General features: G+C 62.5%; 12 protein-coding genes and 1 pseudogene. 9 read left to right on the top strand and 4 right to left on the bottom strand.

The annotated features are described in order from the left end of the window. Window positions 1-91: 91 nt before the first annotated feature. Window positions 92-1,756, bottom strand: coding sequence for an electron transfer flavoprotein-ubiquinone oxidoreductase (locus C4N04_RS01980; protein WP_106795329.1), 1,665 nt, complete (start codon window positions 1,754-1,756; stop codon window positions 92-94). Window positions 1,757-2,004: 248 nt separating this feature from the next. Here C4N04_RS01980 and C4N04_RS01990 point away from each other — a divergent pair, with 248 nt between their 5' ends. Further along, window positions 2,005-2,793: an SDR family oxidoreductase gene (locus C4N04_RS01990; RefSeq protein ID WP_106795330.1), complete on the top strand. Its 789-nt coding sequence runs from the start codon at window positions 2,005-2,007 to the stop codon at window positions 2,791-2,793. Window positions 2,794-2,801: 8 nt separating this feature from the next. On the opposite strand, the gene C4N04_RS01995 is transcribed toward C4N04_RS01990, so the two are convergent. Continuing rightward, window positions 2,802-3,683 (bottom strand): aminoglycoside phosphotransferase family protein, encoded by an 882-nt coding sequence (locus tag C4N04_RS01995; protein WP_106795331.1) that lies wholly within the window; start codon window positions 3,681-3,683, stop codon window positions 2,802-2,804. A 282-nt stretch (window positions 3,684-3,965) separates the two neighbouring features. On the opposite strand from C4N04_RS01995, the gene C4N04_RS02000 reads away from it, so the two are divergent. The 6 genes from C4N04_RS02000 (at window position 3,966) to C4N04_RS31720 (ending at window position 11,443) form a co-directional block, all read left to right on the top strand. Then, window positions 3,966-5,276 carry an efflux RND transporter periplasmic adaptor subunit gene (locus tag C4N04_RS02000; protein WP_077994848.1) on the top strand — a complete coding sequence of 437 codons (1,311 nt, stop codon included), beginning with the start codon at window positions 3,966-3,968 and terminating at the stop codon, window positions 5,274-5,276. After that, window positions 5,273-8,389 (top strand): efflux RND transporter permease subunit, encoded by a 3,117-nt coding sequence (locus tag C4N04_RS02005; protein WP_077994847.1) that lies wholly within the window; start codon window positions 5,273-5,275, stop codon window positions 8,387-8,389. The genes C4N04_RS02000 and C4N04_RS02005 overlap by 4 nt, the downstream gene beginning before the upstream one ends. A gap of 235 nt (window positions 8,390-8,624) precedes the next feature. After that, a complete protein-coding gene (locus C4N04_RS02010; RefSeq protein WP_077994846.1) occupies window positions 8,625-9,917 on the top strand; it encodes an Hsp70 family protein in 1,293 nt (430 codons plus the stop codon). A gap of 68 nt (window positions 9,918-9,985) precedes the next feature. Then, window positions 9,986-10,876, top strand: a complete 891-nt coding sequence (locus C4N04_RS02015; RefSeq protein WP_077994845.1) for a uracil-DNA glycosylase — start codon at window positions 9,986-9,988, stop codon at window positions 10,874-10,876. A gap of 132 nt (window positions 10,877-11,008) precedes the next feature. Further along, a complete protein-coding gene (locus C4N04_RS02020; protein ID WP_077994844.1) occupies window positions 11,009-11,200 on the top strand; it encodes a hypothetical protein in 192 nt (63 codons plus the stop codon). Between the two features lie 96 nt (window positions 11,201-11,296). Then, on the top strand, window positions 11,297-11,443 hold the full coding sequence (locus tag C4N04_RS31720) for a hypothetical protein (RefSeq protein ID WP_164519028.1): 147 nt from the start codon (window positions 11,297-11,299) through the stop codon (window positions 11,441-11,443). Here the strand turns inward: C4N04_RS31720 and C4N04_RS02025 are convergent, their stop codons facing one another. Together C4N04_RS02025 and C4N04_RS02030 are read right to left on the bottom strand one after the other, a co-directional pair. Next, on the bottom strand, window positions 11,444-12,316 hold the full coding sequence (locus C4N04_RS02025; protein WP_010060498.1) for a hypothetical protein: 873 nt from the start codon (window positions 12,314-12,316) through the stop codon (window positions 11,444-11,446). A 233-nt stretch (window positions 12,317-12,549) separates the two neighbouring features. Continuing rightward, window positions 12,550-13,488: a DMT family transporter gene (locus C4N04_RS02030; RefSeq protein ID WP_106795332.1), complete on the bottom strand. Its 939-nt coding sequence runs from the start codon at window positions 13,486-13,488 to the stop codon at window positions 12,550-12,552. Window positions 13,489-13,707: 219 nt separating this feature from the next. On the opposite strand from C4N04_RS02030, the pseudogene C4N04_RS32565 reads away from it, so the two are divergent. Both C4N04_RS32565 and pepN read left to right on the top strand, forming a co-directional pair. After that, a pseudogene (locus tag C4N04_RS32565) lies at window positions 13,708-13,863 on the top strand (chemotaxis protein); the annotation flags it as partial. A 183-nt stretch (window positions 13,864-14,046) separates the two neighbouring features. Beyond that, window positions 14,047-16,695, top strand: a complete 2,649-nt coding sequence (gene pepN, locus C4N04_RS02045; protein WP_106795333.1) for an aminopeptidase N — start codon at window positions 14,047-14,049, stop codon at window positions 16,693-16,695. Window positions 16,696-16,754 lie beyond the last annotated feature (59 nt).

Below are 16,754 nucleotides of genomic sequence, written 5' to 3' on the forward strand. Positions count from 1 at the left end.
TTTATGGTTAACGAATGGCTAAGAGCCGCCGCCGGCGGCCGATCACGAAGACGTCAGCAGGTGAAATCGTCAGCTGCGATGCCGATCCGCCTCACATATTCGGATAGACCGGCCCCTCGCCGCCCTGCGGTGGCACCCAGTTGATGTTCTGGTTGGGGTCCTTGATGTCGCAGGTCTTGCAGTGCACGCAGTTCTGAGCGTTGATGACGAAGCTCTTGTCGCCGTCCTTCTCCACCCATTCATAGACGCCTGCCGGACAGTAGCGCGTCGACGGGCCGGCATAGATGCCGAGCTCGGAGCTCTTCTGCAGCGCCATGTCCTTGACCTGCAGATGCACCGGCTGGTCTTCCTCGTGATTGGTGTTCGACAGGAACACCGAGGACAGCCGGTCGAAGGTCAGGACGCCATCGGGCTTCGGATAGGCGATCGGCGTGTGCTGCGAGGCCGGCTCCAGCGAGGCCGCATCGGTCTTGCCGTGACCAAGCGTGCCGAAGAAGGAGAAGCCGAACAGCGTGTTGGTCCACATGTCGAGACCGCCGAGCGCCACGCCAAGCGCGGTGCCGAACTTCGACCACAGCGGCTTGACGTTGCGCACCCGCTTCAGATCGCGGCCGATGTCACCCTTGCGCCAGTCGGTCTCGATCTCGACGACCTCGTCATGGCTGCGGCCTGATACAATCGCCGCCGCCAGCTTCTCGGCCGCCAGCATGCCCGACAGCACCGCATTGTGGCTGCCCTTGATGCGCGGCACGTTGACCAGACCGGCGGAACAGCCGATCAGCGCCCCGCCGGGGAAGGTGAGCTTCGGCACCGACTGGTAACCGCCCTCGGTGATGGCGCGCGCGCCATAGGACAGCCGCTTGCCGCCCTCGAAGGTGCCGCGGATCGCCGGATGCGTCTTGAAGCGCTGGAATTCCTCGAACGGATAGAGATAGGGGTTCTTGTAGTTCAGGTGGACGACGAAGCCGACCGCCACCAGATTGTCCTCGAGATGATAGAGGAAGGAGCCGCCGCCGGTCTTCATGCCGAGCGGCCAGCCGAAGGAGTGCTGCACCAGGCCCTGTTTGTGGTTCTCCGGCTTGACCTGCCAGAGCTCCTTGATGCCGATGCCGAATTTCTGCGGCTCGCGGTCCTTCTGCAGATCGAACTTGGCGATCAGCTGCTTGGCGAGCGAACCGCGCACGCCCTCGCCGATCAGCGTATATTTGCCGCGCAATTCCATGCCGCGGGTATAGTTGGGGCCAGGCTCGCCGTTCTTCTCGATGCCCATATCGCCGGTGGCAACGCCGATCACCGCACCCTTGTCGTCATAGAGCACTTCGGTGGCGGCAAAGCCCGGATAGATCTCGACGCCGAGCTCTTCCGCCTTGGTCGCCAGCCAGCGACAGACATTGCCGAGCGAGACGATGTAGTTGCCGTGATTGTTCATCAACGGCGGCATCATGACATTCGGCAGGCGGATCGAGCCGGCCGGCCCGAGCAGCAGAAAATGGTCTGATGTGACCTCGGTCTTGAAGGGATGATCGGCCTCATCGCGCCAGCCGGGCAGCAGCCGGTCAATGCCGATGGGATCGACGACGGCGCCGGAGAGAATATGGGCGCCGACTTCCGAGCCCTTCTCCAGCACGACGACCGACAGTTCCGGATCGACCTGCTTCAGCCGGATCGCCGCGGAAAGACCGGCAGGGCCGGCGCCGACGATCACGACGTCGAATTCCATGCTCTCGCGTTCGGGCAGCTCAGTCGTCTCGGTCATTCACTCGTCTCCGCTTGGCCGCCTACGGCCATCATCCCATGGGTGACTTTCTTGTCAAAACAGCGCCGCATTGTCGAGCCGGGATGCGACAGCCAATCCTCAATTTCGCACAATGATACGTCTGCCGATCCGAGATTTACGATAACGCTTACGTTAACGTCAATTGCGAAATCCGATGCGGCCCTTCCCTCTCTTTCCTTTTTCCTCGCCTGCGCCTTATACATCGCTCAAAGACATCGGAGAAAATCATGGATCTCGGCATCAAGGGCAAAAGGGCGCTCGTTCTCGCCTCCTCACGCGGGCTTGGCCTCGGCATCGCCACTGCACTGGCGCGCGAAGGCGCAAACGTGCTGCTCTCAGGGCGCAGCGGCGAACAGCTGGAGGCCAATTGCAATGCGATCAACAGCGAAGGCCATGGCCGGGCCGACTGGATCTGGGCCGACCTCAGCGATGAACGTTTCGTCGAGACGGTGACGACGGCGGTGAAGGAGAAATTCGGCGGGCTCGATATCCTCGTCAACAATACCGGCGGGCCGACGCCCGGCACGACCGAGGACATGACGGGTGAAAAGCTCGAAACCTATTTCCTCTCCATGGTCGCCCGGGTGATCACCCTGACCAATGCCCTACTGCCCGGCATGAAGGCGCAAGGCTGGGGCCGCATCCTGACGGTCGCCTCCTCGGGCGTAATCGAGCCGATCGCCAATCTGGCGCTGTCGAATACGCTGCGCCCGGCCCTTGCCGGCTGGAGCAAGACGCTTGCCTCCGAAGTGGCGAGTTTCGGCATCACCACCAACCTGCTCCTGCCGGGCAGCATTCTGACGGCGCGGCTCGACGATCTCGATGGCGCAGCGGCAAAACGGACGGGCAAAAGCCTCGAGGAAATCCGCACCGACAAGGAGGCGCGCATTCCAGTCGGCCGCTACGGTAAGGTGGAGGAGTTTGCCGCAACGGCGGCCTTCCTGTGCAGCCAGCCGGCAAGCTACATCACCGGCTCGCTCATCCGCTGCGACGGCGGCGCGGCACGATCCGTCTGAGGTATCCGTTAAGCAGCGCGGGTGGCCGAGGCCGCCCATGCCGCTGCGCTGCGGATCATCTGTTCCACATTGGCCGGATCGTCGGCAAGTTCGGCGAGCTCGGAAAGCCGATGGAACCCAGTCAGGACCGCGATGCGCCGCCGGTCAAGCCGTCGGCCGGTCAGGATTTCATAGGCCGAGACGATGCGTGCGGTCAGATCGGGCGAGATGAAGTTCGAATAGATGAACTCCTGGTGCAACGGCCCGAAACCGGAATCGGCGAAATCGTAAATACCATTGAGCCTGCCCTGCCGAAAATCGAAGGCCATGTTCCAGCCGTGGCCGTCGAAAAAGCCGTAGACCTTGCCGTAGGGATCCGGCGGCAGGAATTCGAAATCCGAAACAACGGTCTCTGCAAAGCGCTGGATATCAGCGGGCAGCAGCGGCAAGGCCTTAGCTCGCACCACGTCCGGCGATTGCCACGGCTGGATCGCCGCTGCGCCGGCCGCACGCAGGCGGTCGGCGTCAAGCGCGTGAAGCTCGGCGTAAAAACGCGCGAGATCATCCGCCAGGCGCTGCCGTTCGCTCTCCCCGAGCGCATCGTAATCTTCGGTAATGAGATGTTCGCCCTCCAGCTTGGCGTGACTGGAGAAGATCGGCGGCCCGTCGTGAATGCGCATATCGGGAACCGCCATCGACAGCGACGGCCTGATGATGTCGAGCAAGGCCGCTTCCTTCACCAGCGCCCTTTCGGCGCCGAGATGGCGGGGAAACTTGAAGATCAGCGTGTCATCGACATCAACCGCCATCGAATCCCAACCCTTCGCCGCCAGCTTGAAGACGGAGGCCGTCAGGTGGGGAAACACGCTTGTGATGAGGGTGCGAAATTCGCGGGCTTCCAACTCAGTCATGACGAACTGCCTTCTCTGTTTTCCGCTATTCCTTGTGTGCAGCGACCCGCATGCGGGAGCGGCTTCGGCCTGCCGCAGTCTAGCGGCAATGCCGCTGCGTAGCCACGTCAGGCGCACTCCTACTATATTAGTATAGTTTGAATATTACGGAATATTCATTACAAAAATTTAAGCCCTTATAACCACTTAGTGATCGCGACCCGGGAATTATGTCTTTTTTGCGCCGCAATATACGCGGCTCAATCAAGCATAAATTCGCAACCCTGCTCAACCGGTCTCGCCATGAAGAAATTTTGGATCACCGTCAGTATTATCGCCGCTGCTGCCGTCGGCCTCTGGCAATTCGGCAACCTGATCCCCTATGCCTCGCGCATCCCCTACTTCTCGCAGCTGACCAGGCAGGCGGCCGGCGGCAATGGCGGCGGCCAACAGGCTCAGGGCGGCCAGGCACAGGCCGATCCATCGCAAGATGGCGGTCAACATCAGGGCGGCGGCCGCAGGCGCGGCGGCGGCGGCCCGACCGTCGTCAAGACCGTCGCAGCGGTCAAAACGACGCTGCCCATGGATGTGACGGCGACCGGCTGGGCCGACGCGGATGACAACACCACCATCGCCGCACAGGAACAGGGGCTGATCGTCAGCATCGCGGCGCAGGACGGGGCGACCGTCAAGGCCGGCGACCTGATCGCCAAGCTGGACGACCGGACGGCCAAGGCGGCCGTCGACAAGGACAATGCGATGATCGTGCGCGACACGGCGACGCTTTCGGAAGCCGAGACCGCGCTGGTGCGCGCGCAGGACCTGTTCGACCAGAAAGCCGGCACCCAGCAGAGCCTGGATCAGGCGAGAGCCGCCCGCGATACCGCCGCAGCGACGGTCGATGCTGATAAGGCGACGCTCGCCTCCGATCAGATCCTGCTCGAGCATACCGATATCCGCGCGCCATTCGACGGCCGGCTTGGCGATATCGCGGTCAGTAAAGGCGCCTTCCTCAATGCCGGCGCGGCGATCGTCACCATCGCCAAATACGATCCGATCTATGTGAAATTCCACCTGCAGGAGCGCTATTTGCGCGAGCTGAAGAAGGCATTGGCAGCCGGTCCGGTCGAGGTCAGCACAGCCCCCAGTTCCACCAAGGGCCAGGTCCGCAAGGGCGAGATCAGCTTCTACGACAACACGGTCGATACCGCCTCGGGCACCATCCTCGCCAAGGCGAAATTCGAAAACGCCTCCGGCGCCCTCTGGCCCGGCCAGTCGGTGAATATCGTCGTGCATTTCAACAACAACGAACAGCAGGTGGTGGTGCCGACGGTCGCCGTCAGTCCCGGCCCGGACGGTTTCTTCGCCTTTGTCGCCAAGGACGGCAAATCGCGGCTGACACCGGTGACCGTCGCTCGCGCCAATGGCGGCTTCACCGCCATCGAATCTGGCCTTTCAGAAGGCGACCATGTGGTCGTCGAGGGCCAGGGCCAGCTCAGCGACCAGCAGGCGATCAAGGAGCAGTTCGACGAAAAGGCGCTCGATCTCGCGTCCGCCGACGCGCCCCGGCAGCCGCAGAAGTCCGAGACGATCACCGTGGGAGCTCAGCAATGATCCCCAATTTCTGTATTCAGCGCCCCGTCGCGACGACGCTGCTTGCCATCGGCGTCATTCTGGCCGGTCTTGCCGGTTACCGGCTCGTGCCAGTTGCGGCCCTGCCCCAGGTCGATTTTCCGACGATCAACGTTTCGGCGCAGCTGAGCGGCGCCTCACCGCAGACGATGGCGACGTCGGTCGCCACGCCGCTGATCAAGCAGTTCGAGACCATTCCCGGCATCAGCGAGATCAGCGCCTCGAGCTCGCTCGGCAGCACCAGCATCGTGCTGCAGTTCGACCTCAACCGTGATATCGACGCGGCCGCGGCCGACGTGCAGGCTGCAATCTCACATGCGACCCGGCAGCTGCCCGACAATTTGACGACGCCGCCGAGCTACCGCAAGACCAACCCGGCCGATGCGCCGGTCATGCTGCTCTCCGTGCAGAGCAACACCATGCCGCGCAGCAAGCTCGACGAGATCGCCGAAGACATCATCTCGCCGTCGCTTTCCACCCTCCCCGGCGTCGCTCAGGTCAGCGTCTATGGTGCCCAGACCTATGCTGTGCGTGTCGAAGTCGATCCCAACAAGTTGCTCACCCGCGGCATCGGCATCGACACCGTCAACAAGGCGCTTTCTGCCGCCAACAGCCAGCAGCCCGTGGGGACGCTGCAGAACAATGCGCAGAGCATGACCATCACGGCGAACACGCAGCGCACCAATGCCGACCAGTTCCGCTCGCTCGTCATTGCCAATCCGAACGGCGCGCCGATCCATCTCGGCGATGTCGCCGATGTGCAGGACAGCGTCGAGAACCAGTATACTGGCAGCTGGTATGACGGCCAGCGCGGCATCATCCTCGCCATCCAGCGCCAGCCGGATGCCAACACTGTCGACGTCGTCGATGCGATCAACGCCAAGCTGCCGCAGCTTCACGCTGAAATTCCGGCTTCGGTCACGACCGTGGTCATGAACGACGCCGCAAAACCCATTCGCGCCGCCATCGCCGACGTGAAGTTCACGCTGTTCCTGACGATCGGCCTCGTCGTCCTCGTCATCTACCTCTTCACCGGCCACGCGACGGCGACGATCATTCCAGGGCTTGCCGTTCCGCTGTCGCTGATCTCGACCTTCGGCATGATGTATGTGCTCGGCTACAGCATCGACAACATATCGCTGCTGGGGCTGACGCTCGCAGTGGGGCTGGTGGTGGACGATGCCATCGTCATGCTCGAAAACATTCTGCGCCATGTCGAGGAAGGCATGCCGGTGCGCGAAGCGGCGATCAAGGGTGCCGGCGAAGTCAGCTACACCATCATCTCCATGTCGGTTTCGCTGATCGCGGTGTTCATCCCGATCCTGCTGATGGGCGGCGTCGTCGGCCGCGTCTTCAACGAATTCGGCATGGTGGTGGCCATCGCCATCATCTCGTCGGCGATAGTCTCGCTAACCGTGACGCCGATGCTCGGCTCGCGTCTGTCCAACAACCACAGCCGGCCGCCGCTGCTCATCCGCCTCTTCGATGCCGGCTTCGAGCGGACGCTCAATGGCTATGACAGAGCAGTCGGCTGGTGCTTGCGTCATCGCATCACGATCCTCGGCGTGTTCCTCGGTTCGGTGGCGCTGACGGTCTATTTCTTCATGACGCTGCCGACGAGCTTCTTCCCGCAGGAGGATATCGGCCGCCTGACGATCAGCACCCAGGCCCGCCAGGACATTTCCTATTCCGCCATGGAGGCGCTGCAGCAGCAGGCGGCAGCCGCCGTCAAGGCGAACCCGGCGGTCAACCACGTGATGTCGACGATCGGCGGCAACCCCAACAAACCGCAGAACAATGGCTCGATGTTCGTCGAGCTCAAGGACAAGAAGGAGCGTCCGCCGCTTGACCAGACGCTGCGCGAGCTGCGCACGGCGATCAACAAGATCCCCGGATTGCAGGCCTTCGTGACGCCGAACCAGAGCCTGCGCTTCGGCGGCCGCCAGACCGCCAGCCAGTATCAGCTGGTCATTCAGGCGCTGAGCGCCGACCAGACCAACCTCTGGGCCGGCAAGATCCAGGCGGCGATGCGCAAGGATCGGCTGTTCACCGACGTCACCTCGGACGCCCAGAACAACGCCCTGCAGGCGAATATCGTCATCGATACCGAGCGCGCGGCCGCCTACGGGATCGACAACGATACCCTGCGCACGACGCTGCAGGAATCCTTCAGCGGCTATACGGCGGCCGAGATCCAGTCGACCGGCGACAGCTACGACGTCATCGTCGAATACGATACGAGTAAACCCTGGGACGACCAGAAACTGGCCGAAATCCGCGTCGCCTCGTCGAATGGCAGCCTGGTGCCGCTGTCGAATTTCGCGCATGTCGAGCGCACCACTGGCCCGGTCACCATCAATCAGACCGGCCAGCTCGTCTCGACCACCGTCTCCTTCAACCTGCCGGAGGGCGTCTCGCTCAGTGACGCGACGGCGGCGATCGACCAGATCAAGAAGGAGATCAGCCTGCCGACCGATGTCTTCACCTCCTATGGCGGTACGGCGGAAATCTTCCAGCAGTCGCAGGGCAATACGCCTTACCTGATCCTGGCGGCCGTTTTGACCATCTATGTCGTGCTCGGCGTGCTCTATGAAAGCTTCATCCATCCGCTGACCATTCTCTCAGGCCTGCCGGCCGCGGCCTTCGGCGCGCTGCTGGCGTTGAAGATCATGGGCTTCGATCTGTCGATCATCGCCCTTATCGGCCTGCTGATGCTGATCGGCATCGTCAAGAAGAACGCGATCATGATGATCGACGTGGCGATGGAGACGATGCGCACGACGGGCGAAAAGGCGACGGCGGCGATCCACGAGGCCTGCGTGCGGCGCTTCCGCCCGATCATGATGACGACCTTCTGCGCCCTGCTCGGCGCCTTGCCGATCGCGCTCGGCACCGGCGCGAGCTCCGAGCTGCGCCAGCCGCTTGGCATCGCCGTCGTCGGCGGTCTTGTCGTCTCGCAGCTGCTGACGCTGTTCATCACGCCGGTCATCTTCGTCGAGATGGACCGCTTCGGAAACTTCCTGGGCCGGTTGATGGGCCAGAAGAAGGTCGAGGCGCCGGTGATGCAGGAGACAAGGGCAATGGCTGCCGAATGATGATGGCCCTCTGACTTCCGCGTCGCCATCAGCCCTTGCGGCGCACGTCTTCTTCCGCAGGGAGAACTCTTCTTCCCCAGGAAGAATACGTGCGCCCTTGATCACATCAACTTTCGATCCTCTTGAATGTGTCACGCCTCTGTGGCATCACCCGCCCTCCTTGATCCGGGCGTCCTTCGCCCTTCACGGAGCGACGCTCCGTCTCCAATAACAATCGGCATGAAGGAGTGCGGGCATGGCTCAGGCGCTGGGTTTCGACTTCGGCACGACGAATACGGTTCTCGCCATGGCGGACGGCGGGACAACCGGCTCGATGACGTTCACGAGCACGGCGGGCACGGCCGACAGCATGCGCACCGCGCTGTCCTTCATGAAGGATGCCCAGCTCGGCGCTTCGGCGCTGAAGGTGGAGGCCGGCCATGCGGCGATCCGGCAATTCATCGACAACCCCGGCGAATGCCGCTTCCTGCAGTCGATCAAGACCTTTGCGGCGAGCGCGCTGTTCCAGGGCACGCTGATCTTCGCCAAGCGGCATAATTTCGAAGATCTGATGGAGATCTTCGTGCGGCGCCTGCGCAACTATGCCGGCGACAACTGGCCCTCAGATGTCAGCCGCATCGTCACCGGCCGGCCGGTGCATTTCGCCGGCGCCAGCCCTGATCCGGTGCTTGCCACCGAACGCTATAACGAGGCTCTGTCGCGCTTCGGCTTTCCCGAAATCCACTATGTCTACGAGCCGGTCGCCGCCGCTTTCTATTTCGCGCAGAACCTGAAGCGGGATGCGACCGTGCTGGTCGCCGATTTCGGCGGCGGCACAACCGACTATTCGCTGATCCGCTTCGAAACCGTCGCCGGCAGGCTGACGGCAACGCCGATCGGCCATTCCGGCGTCGGCGTCGCCGGCGACCATTTCGACTACAGGATGATCGACAACATCGTCGCGCCGCAAATCGGCAAGGGCAGCCATTTCAAAAGCTTCGACAAGATCCTTGAAGTGCCGTCCAACTATTATTCCAGCTTCGGCCGCTGGAACCAGCTGTCGATCTTCAAGACCACGCGCGAATTCGAGGATTTGAAGAAGCTGGTGCGCACCAGCCTGGAACCGGAAAAGCTCGAGATCTTCATCGACCTCATCGACCATGACGAGGGTTACCCGCTCTACCAGGCGGTATCGGCAACGAAGATGGCGCTGTCGGCCGCCGACGAGGCGCCTTTCGACTTCGCGCCGCTTGGCCGCGGCGGACACCGCAGCATCAAGCGCAGCGACTTCGAAGGCTGGATCGCCGAGGATCTCGCCCGCATCGAAGGCGCGCTCGACGAGGTGCTCGACAAGACCGAGACGAAGCCGGCGGAGATCGACAAAGTGTTCCTGACCGGCGGCACCTCCTTCGTGCCGGCGGTGCGCCGCATCTTCACGGAGCGTTTCGACCGCGACCGGATCGAAAGCGGCGGCGAACTGCTGTCGATCGCCCACGGCCTGGCACTGATCGGCGAACGCGACGACATCACGCAATGGACTGTGCAATAGATCAGGACGGAGCGGCCAATGTGCAGCCTGCCCTTTCAATGCCCATTTCTCTCCGTTAAACTTGCCGCATGATCTCCGCCAACGACCTCTCCCCTGCCGAGCTTGCAGCGCTTCTGCATTTCCATGCGGATGCCGGCGTGGAGTGGCTGCTGGAGGAAGAGGCGGTCGACCGCTTCGCCGAGTTCGAAGCGATGAAGGCGGCGCGCCGCCCGGGATCGGCGCAGCAGGACCGTCCTGCGGCCGGGGAGCGTCCAAGCGTCGGGGAGCGTCAGACATCGCCGCGCCCGACTGCGGCAGCACGTCCAGCCCCAGCCTCCGGCCCGCAACCGGCGATCCCGGATGGCGAGGCGGTGCAGCAGGCGCGTTTCGTCGCCGAAAGCGCGCGCTCGCTTAGCGAACTGAAGACCGCGCTCGAAGCCTTCAACGGTTGCAATCTCAAGCACAGCGCCCGCTCGACCATCTTTGCCGACGGCGACGCCGAAAGCGGCATCATGGTGATCGGCTCGGCCCCGAGCGCCGAAGACGACCGAGAAGGCCTGCCTTTCTCGGGTAAGTCCGGCCAGTTGTTCGACAAGATGCTGGCGGCGATCGGGCTCGATCGCTCTAGCGTTCTGCTGACGCAAGTCATTCCCTGGCGCCCGCCAGGTAACCGGGCGGCATCGGCGGCCGAGATCGACATCTGCCGGCCCTTCATCGAACGACAGATTGCGCTCGCCGAACCGCAGGTGATCCTGCTGCTCGGCAATTTCGCGGCGCGATTCTTCTTCGGGGAAAACGATACGATTCACGGCCTGCGGGGCCGCTGGAAGGACATCGTCATCGCCGATCGTGCCATTCCGGCCATCGCCAGCCTGCATCCCCAGGATCTGTTGACCGCACCCGTCAACAAGCGGCTCGCCTGGAACGATCTTCTCGCCTTTCAGGCAAAACTCAAATCCCTCTCTCTGCTCAGAAATTAGTCGACGTTGAAGAATTTGTGAAGCGCGCCATGCATTTTTCGCATTGCTGCATCGCGTCAGCACGCATTGTAGAATCTATGCTGCACTGCAATATAGGCCTGTGTCTTGGGAGGAATCACAGGAACCAAGGCCATGAACAAGAGATTTCGTCCTATGCATTCCGGGTTTGAAACCCTTCGCCTTGCCGGCGACCAGCTTCGCTTCACACATGGCTACAGCCGCTTCGGTTTCGCCACGAACGAACAGATGATCGCCCGCGGTACCGGCATCAACAGCCGCACGGCGCGCCCGAACGCCATTTTCTCGGACTTCCAGCAATACTGAGCGGCGGCCGCTACAGCGCCGCGCATCTCGCCAGACGCGCAGATGATGCTGTAGCGCTTTGAATCTGCTGCCTTTTAAATGTCAGAGTAACCCACCATGTCAACGATCCTGCTATCGCTTCTGCGCAACATCGACACCTTCGAGCATATCCGCGTCGCTGTCTGCGCCGCGCGCGAATATGAGCGCGAGTTGTCGGTAAAGCCGGCCAATGCCGGCCCGGTCTCAGCAGCGATCGTGTTGTGATCACACCGTCAGTGGGTCGATCCGGGCCGTTGCCCATTCGAAGGCTTCGTCGACATAGGCGAACTTGACCGCCTGCCAGGCGCAATATTCCTCGACGAAATGCCGCGATAGCCAGAGATGCGCCTTACGCGGCTCATCATACCAGCCGACGCAGCCACGCTGTGCCGCCTTTGCCAGAAGGCGCTGCAGGTGCGTGCGCGACATCATGAAGTCGGCGGCAAGCGCACGGGTTTCGACGCGGCCGACGAGAAACTTGCCCGCCTCGGCGTCTTCCGTTTCCATCCTGGCGATGAAGTTGTCGACGACGAGGCCGCCGGCTTCCGTCCAGAGAAACAACGCCACCTGCGCCGGCGGCTCCCGCCACGCGGCATCTTCCAGGCAGTGGCGTGCAATGCGCGGCTGAACGAGCCTCATCAATGACGGGTTTGCCTGGAAAACCGCCGCCCGTTCACCGCCGTCGAGCAGATCGAGCGCGGCGAGATTGGCATGAATCCACGCCGACATCGCCTGGAGGCTGACATTGGCAGGCTCGAAATGGCGCGGCCGGCGCCGCTCGTCGCCCGGCGTATGGGTGATGAAGCGGTAGGTAAAGAGTTCTTCGATGAAGGCGAGCACGGTGTTGCGGCTCGCCACCTTGTGGGCGGTGATGCGGCCGGTCAGCCCAACTGCTGTAAGACCCGAGGTCGGGTCGCGCGGATCATATTCCAGATGGAGGGCATAGGCGGTCTGGGTCAGCAGCCAGCGCTGGTGGGAGGCGAGCAATCGCGCCAGACGCGGGCCGGCATCGAACATGCCGCGCGTCTGCCCGGCCAGAAAGCGAATACTCGTCAGAAAGGCGCAGTTCCCCGCCAATTGCTCCGCCGTGAACGCCATTATGCTTTTCTCCACCTCCGCTCGCAGACCAGCGTTCGGAGCAGTAATATCGAAAGCCGCGGTGGCAGCGGCCTGTCAGCCATGCACAGCGTTGAATAAATGATCGTATCTCATGTTCAACAACCATATTCCTGGGATCGACGCCATCCTAAGAATTGACCATTCCTTCGCCCCCGAGCAGCAGGTTTCGCGCGGCCGCAATCGCCGCGTTAAAATCCAGCCTGCCGTGAAGCTCAGGCCTGCGGCGTCGTCGCCTTGCGCGCCTCGCGCTGTTCGATGCCCAGCTGATGCTCGCGATAGATGATGAAGATACCGGCAGCAACGACGATGACCGTGCCGGTGAGCATGGTAAGGCTCGGCACGTCGCCGAAGACGAAGTAGCCGACGACGCCGCCAAGCAGGATCGACGTATACTCGAACGGCGCAATGGTGGAGACGTCGGCGTGGCGGTAGCTTTCGGTCAGCAGGATCTGCGCCACACCACCGCAAAAGCCGACAGCGACGAGAAAAAGTGCCGACGGCCACGGCAGGATGTGCCAGCCGAAAGGAAGCGAAGCCAGCGAGAAGACCGACGCGGTGAGCGAGAAATACAGCACGATCGTCGCCGTCTTCTCCTCCTCGACGAGGCGGCGCACCTGGATCATCGCCATGCCGCCCAGAACCGCCGAGAACAGCACGCAAAGCGCGCCGACGGCCTGTTCAGTTTCCATGCCGCCGTCTCGAAACAGCGTCAGCTTTGGCCAGGAGATGATGGCAACCCCGGCTATGCCGACCAGAACGGCGCTCCAGCGATAGATGCGCACGGTCTCGCCGAGAAAAACCGCGGCGAAGATCACGGCGACGAGCGGCAATGCGTAGCCGAGCGCGATCGCCTCCGGCAGCGGCAGATGCAGGAGGCCGTAAAAACCGAAAGCCATCGACAGTATGCCGATCGTGCCGCGCTTCAGGTGCCCGACCGGATTGGTGGTTTGAAAGGCGGCGCGCAGCTGTCCGATATAGGCGAGATAGGCCATGATCGGGAAGAGCGCGAAGAAGGACCTGCAGAAGGTGACCTGACCCGGCGGAATATCCGGGCCGGCCAGCTTGATGAAGGTCTGCATGGCGAGGAAGACCACGACCGATGAGACTTTCAGCGCAATGCCTCTCATCGGGTTTCTGAGAACCGAGTGCATGATCCTGGCTCTAATGCTGACTTGAACGAAGGGGAAACGCGTTCGACTCGGGAACGCAGCAGGTGACGCCCCATCGTAGCGAAAGAAAATCCCGCTGCATAATCCTTAAATCGGAATCGACGTCAGGATGACGCGGGAGTTCAAGGCTTACGGCATGCTTTGCGCGTCTGGAGAGGCCGGCATTCTCGTCGGCAAATCCTCGAGCAAAACCGGCAAATTCGGGCAAAAGGCAGCTACTACGACAATAGCGTTTCGATCGTCGCCTTCGCGCGCACCCTCGGCTACGAGGATTACGACGGGCTCGGCTGGACGGCGGCGTGGTGCAGCAGACCGCAAGCGACGCGTACGATCAAGGCCGCGCTCAATCAGAAATAGCAGACCTACTTCTGGCCCGCGCGTCCATCCGTTTCGAACAGGATATTTAGCCCGTAAACTTCGTGTTCGCGGGCAATTTGCTTTAACTTTGGTTCAGACTTTAATGTAATCATGCCCGGCAATTTAGGCAGAGCGCCCGCCTCTGTATCCGCGGTCGTCAAATAACGGTCTTCAGGAAACACCATGCGAACAGATACCGGCCAGGTCATTCATCTGGCAGATTACCGTCCCACCGACTTCGTGCTGGAACGCGTGGACCTGACCTTCGAACTCGACCCGACGGAGACCAAAGTCGAAGCCCGTCTCATCTTTCACCGCCGCCCGGGCGCCGACACTACAGCGCCGATCGTGCTCGACGGCGACGAGCTGACGCTGGCGGGGCTGCTGTTCGACCAGGTGGAGCTCGATCCCTCGCGTTATGAGGCAACGCCGGAAAGCCTGACGGTGCGCGACCTGCCGGAAAGCGCCCCCTTCGAACTGACGATCACCACGATCATCAATCCCGAGGCCAATACCCAACTGATGGGCCTCTATCGCACCGGCGGCATCTACTGCACGCAGTGCGAGGCGGAGGGCTTCCGCCGCATTACCTATTTCCCCGACCGGCCCGACGTGCTTGCGCCGTTCACTGTCAACATTATCGCCGACAAGGAGACCAACCCGCTACTCCTGTCGAACGGCAACTTCCTCGGCGGCGCCGGCTATGGCCCCGGCAAGCATTTCGCCGCCTGGTTCGACCCGCATCCGAAGCCCAGCTATCTCTTCGCTCTCGTCGCCGGTGATCTCGGCGTCGTCGAAGACACCTTCACCACCATGTCCGGCCGCGAGGTGGTGCTGAAGATCTATGTCGAGCACGGCAAGGAGCCGCGCGCTGCCTATGCCATGGATGCGCTGAAGCGCTCTATGGCATGGGACGAAGAGAGGTTCGGGCGCGAATATGATCTCGACATCTTCATGATCGTCGCCGTCTCCGACTTCAACATGGGCGCGATGGAGAACAAGGGCCTCAACGTCTTCAACGACAGATACGTCCTTGCCGATCCCGAGACCGCGACCGATGCCGACTACGCCAATATCGAAGCGGTCATCGCGCACGAATATTTCCACAATTGGACCGGCAACCGCATCACCTGCCGCGACTGGTTCCAGCTGTGCCTCAAAGAAGGCCTGACGGTCTATCGCGACCAGGAATTTTCCTCCGACCAGCGCTCGCGCCCGGTCAAGCGCATCGCCGATGTGCGCCATCTGAAGTCCGAGCAGTTTCCGGAGGATGGCGGCCCGCTCGCCCATCCGGTGCGGCCGACGACATATCGCGAGATCAACAATTTCTACACGCGGACCGTCTACGAGAAGGGCAGCGAAGTGACGCGGATGATCGCGACGCTGCTCGGCAGAGACGGCTTCAAGAAGGGTATGGATCTCTATTTCGACCGCCATGACGGCCAGGCGGTGACGATCGAGGATTTCGTCAAATGCTTCGTGGATGCGAGCGGACGGGACCTCACGCAATTCTCGCTCTGGTACCATCAGGCCGGCACGCCGCTCGTCACCGCATCGGGCAGCTATGATCCGGCGGCCGGCACCTTCACGCTGTCGCTCGAACAGATGACGCCCGCTACACCCGGCCAGTCGAGCAAGGAACCGATGTATATCCCGCTCAGCCTGGCGCTCTTCGGCGAGAACGGCGGCAAGATCGCGCCGAGCTCGGTCGACGGCGCCGAATATGCCGGCGAGGTGCTGCACCTAACCGGACGCACGCAGACGGCGGTGTTTCATGGAGTCGGCTCGCGCCCGGTCGTGTCGATCAACCGCAGCTTCTCGGCACCGATCAACCTGCATTTCGATCAAAGCCCGGCCGATCTCGCCCATCTCGCCCGCCATGAGACGGATCATTTCGCCCGCTGGCAGGCGCTGACCGATCTGGCGCTGCCGAACCTTCTGAAGGCTGCCCGCGACGCGCGCGAGGGCAAGCCGGTCGTCTGCGAGCCGACCTTCGTCGAGACGCTGATTGCGGCGGCCGCCGACGAAAGCCTCGAGCCGGCCTTCCGCGCCCAGGCGCTGGCGCTGCCGAGCGAATCCGATATTGCCCGCGAACTCGGCGGCAACAACGATCCCGATGCCATCCATGCCGGCCGGCAAGCGATCCTCAAACAGATCGCCGATGCCGGAAAGGAAGTCTTTGCCGACCTCTACGCGGCGATGGCGACCTCTGGCGGCTTCAGCCCCGATGCCAAGAGCGCCGGCCTGCGGGCGCTGCGCAATAGTGCGCTGACCTATCTCTCGCACGCCGAACAGACACCTGCGCGCGCCAAGGCAGCCTTCGACGCAGCCGACAACATGACCGACCTCAGCCATGCGCTGACGATCCTCGCCCATCGTTTCCCCGACAGTGCGGAGACAAGCGAGGCGCTGGCCGCCTTCCGCGATCGCTTTGCGGAAAACGCGCTCGTCATCGACAAATGGTTCACGATCCAGGCCGGCATTCCAGGCGTCAAGGCGCTGGACCGGGTGCGCGGCTTGATGGAGAACCCGCTTTTCAAGCGGACCAACCCGAACCGGATGCGGGCTCTGGTCGGAACCTTCGCCTTTGCCAATCCGACCGGTTTCGGCCGGGCCGACGGCGAAGGCTATCGTTTCCTCGCCGGTCAAATTCTCGAAATCGACGGCCGCAACCCGCAGCTCGCAGCTCGCATTCTCACCTCGATGCGCTCCTGGCGCTCGCTGGAGCCGACACGCGCCGATCACGCCCGCTCCGCGCTGATCGAGATCGAGCGGGCGCCCGACCTTTCCACCGATGTGCGCGATATCGTCGAACGCACGCTCAAGGGGTGATTTGCCTGGACCGGCCGGCGCGCACCACGCGGCGGCCGCCTCGCCCGGTGGTTCGAATC

The sequence above is a fragment of the Rhizobium sp. H4 genome, assembly GCF_003013335.1.
In the GTDB taxonomy this organism is placed as follows: Bacteria; Pseudomonadota; Alphaproteobacteria; order Rhizobiales; family Rhizobiaceae; genus Rhizobium; species Rhizobium sophoriradicis.

Bases quoted from the DNA above. Each gene is read 5' to 3' on its own strand.
- C4N04_RS02000 (WP_077994848.1), top strand. From the start codon at position 3,966: ATGAAGAAATTTTGGATCACCGTCAGTATTATCGCCGCTGCTGCCGTC.
- C4N04_RS01980 (WP_106795329.1), bottom strand. From the start codon at position 1,756: ATGACCGAGACGACTGAGCTGCCCGAACGCGAGAGCATGGAATTCGAC.
- C4N04_RS01995 (WP_106795331.1), bottom strand. From the start codon at position 3,683: ATGACTGAGTTGGAAGCCCGCGAATTTCGCACCCTCATCACAAGCGTG.
- C4N04_RS02015 (WP_077994845.1), top strand. From the start codon at position 9,986: ATGATCTCCGCCAACGACCTCTCCCCTGCCGAGCTTGCAGCGCTTCTG.
- C4N04_RS02010 (WP_077994846.1), top strand. From the start codon at position 8,625: ATGGCTCAGGCGCTGGGTTTCGACTTCGGCACGACGAATACGGTTCTC.
- C4N04_RS02020 (WP_077994844.1), top strand. From the start codon at position 11,009: ATGAACAAGAGATTTCGTCCTATGCATTCCGGGTTTGAAACCCTTCGC.
- C4N04_RS31720 (WP_164519028.1), top strand. From the start codon at position 11,297: ATGTCAACGATCCTGCTATCGCTTCTGCGCAACATCGACACCTTCGAG.
- C4N04_RS02005 (WP_077994847.1), top strand. From the start codon at position 5,273: ATGATCCCCAATTTCTGTATTCAGCGCCCCGTCGCGACGACGCTGCTT.
- pepN (WP_106795333.1), top strand. From the start codon at position 14,047: ATGCGAACAGATACCGGCCAGGTCATTCATCTGGCAGATTACCGTCCC.
- C4N04_RS02030 (WP_106795332.1), bottom strand. From the start codon at position 13,488: ATGCACTCGGTTCTCAGAAACCCGATGAGAGGCATTGCGCTGAAAGTC.
- C4N04_RS02025 (WP_010060498.1), bottom strand. From the start codon at position 12,316: ATGGCGTTCACGGCGGAGCAATTGGCGGGGAACTGCGCCTTTCTGACG.
- C4N04_RS01990 (WP_106795330.1), top strand. From the start codon at position 2,005: ATGGATCTCGGCATCAAGGGCAAAAGGGCGCTCGTTCTCGCCTCCTCA.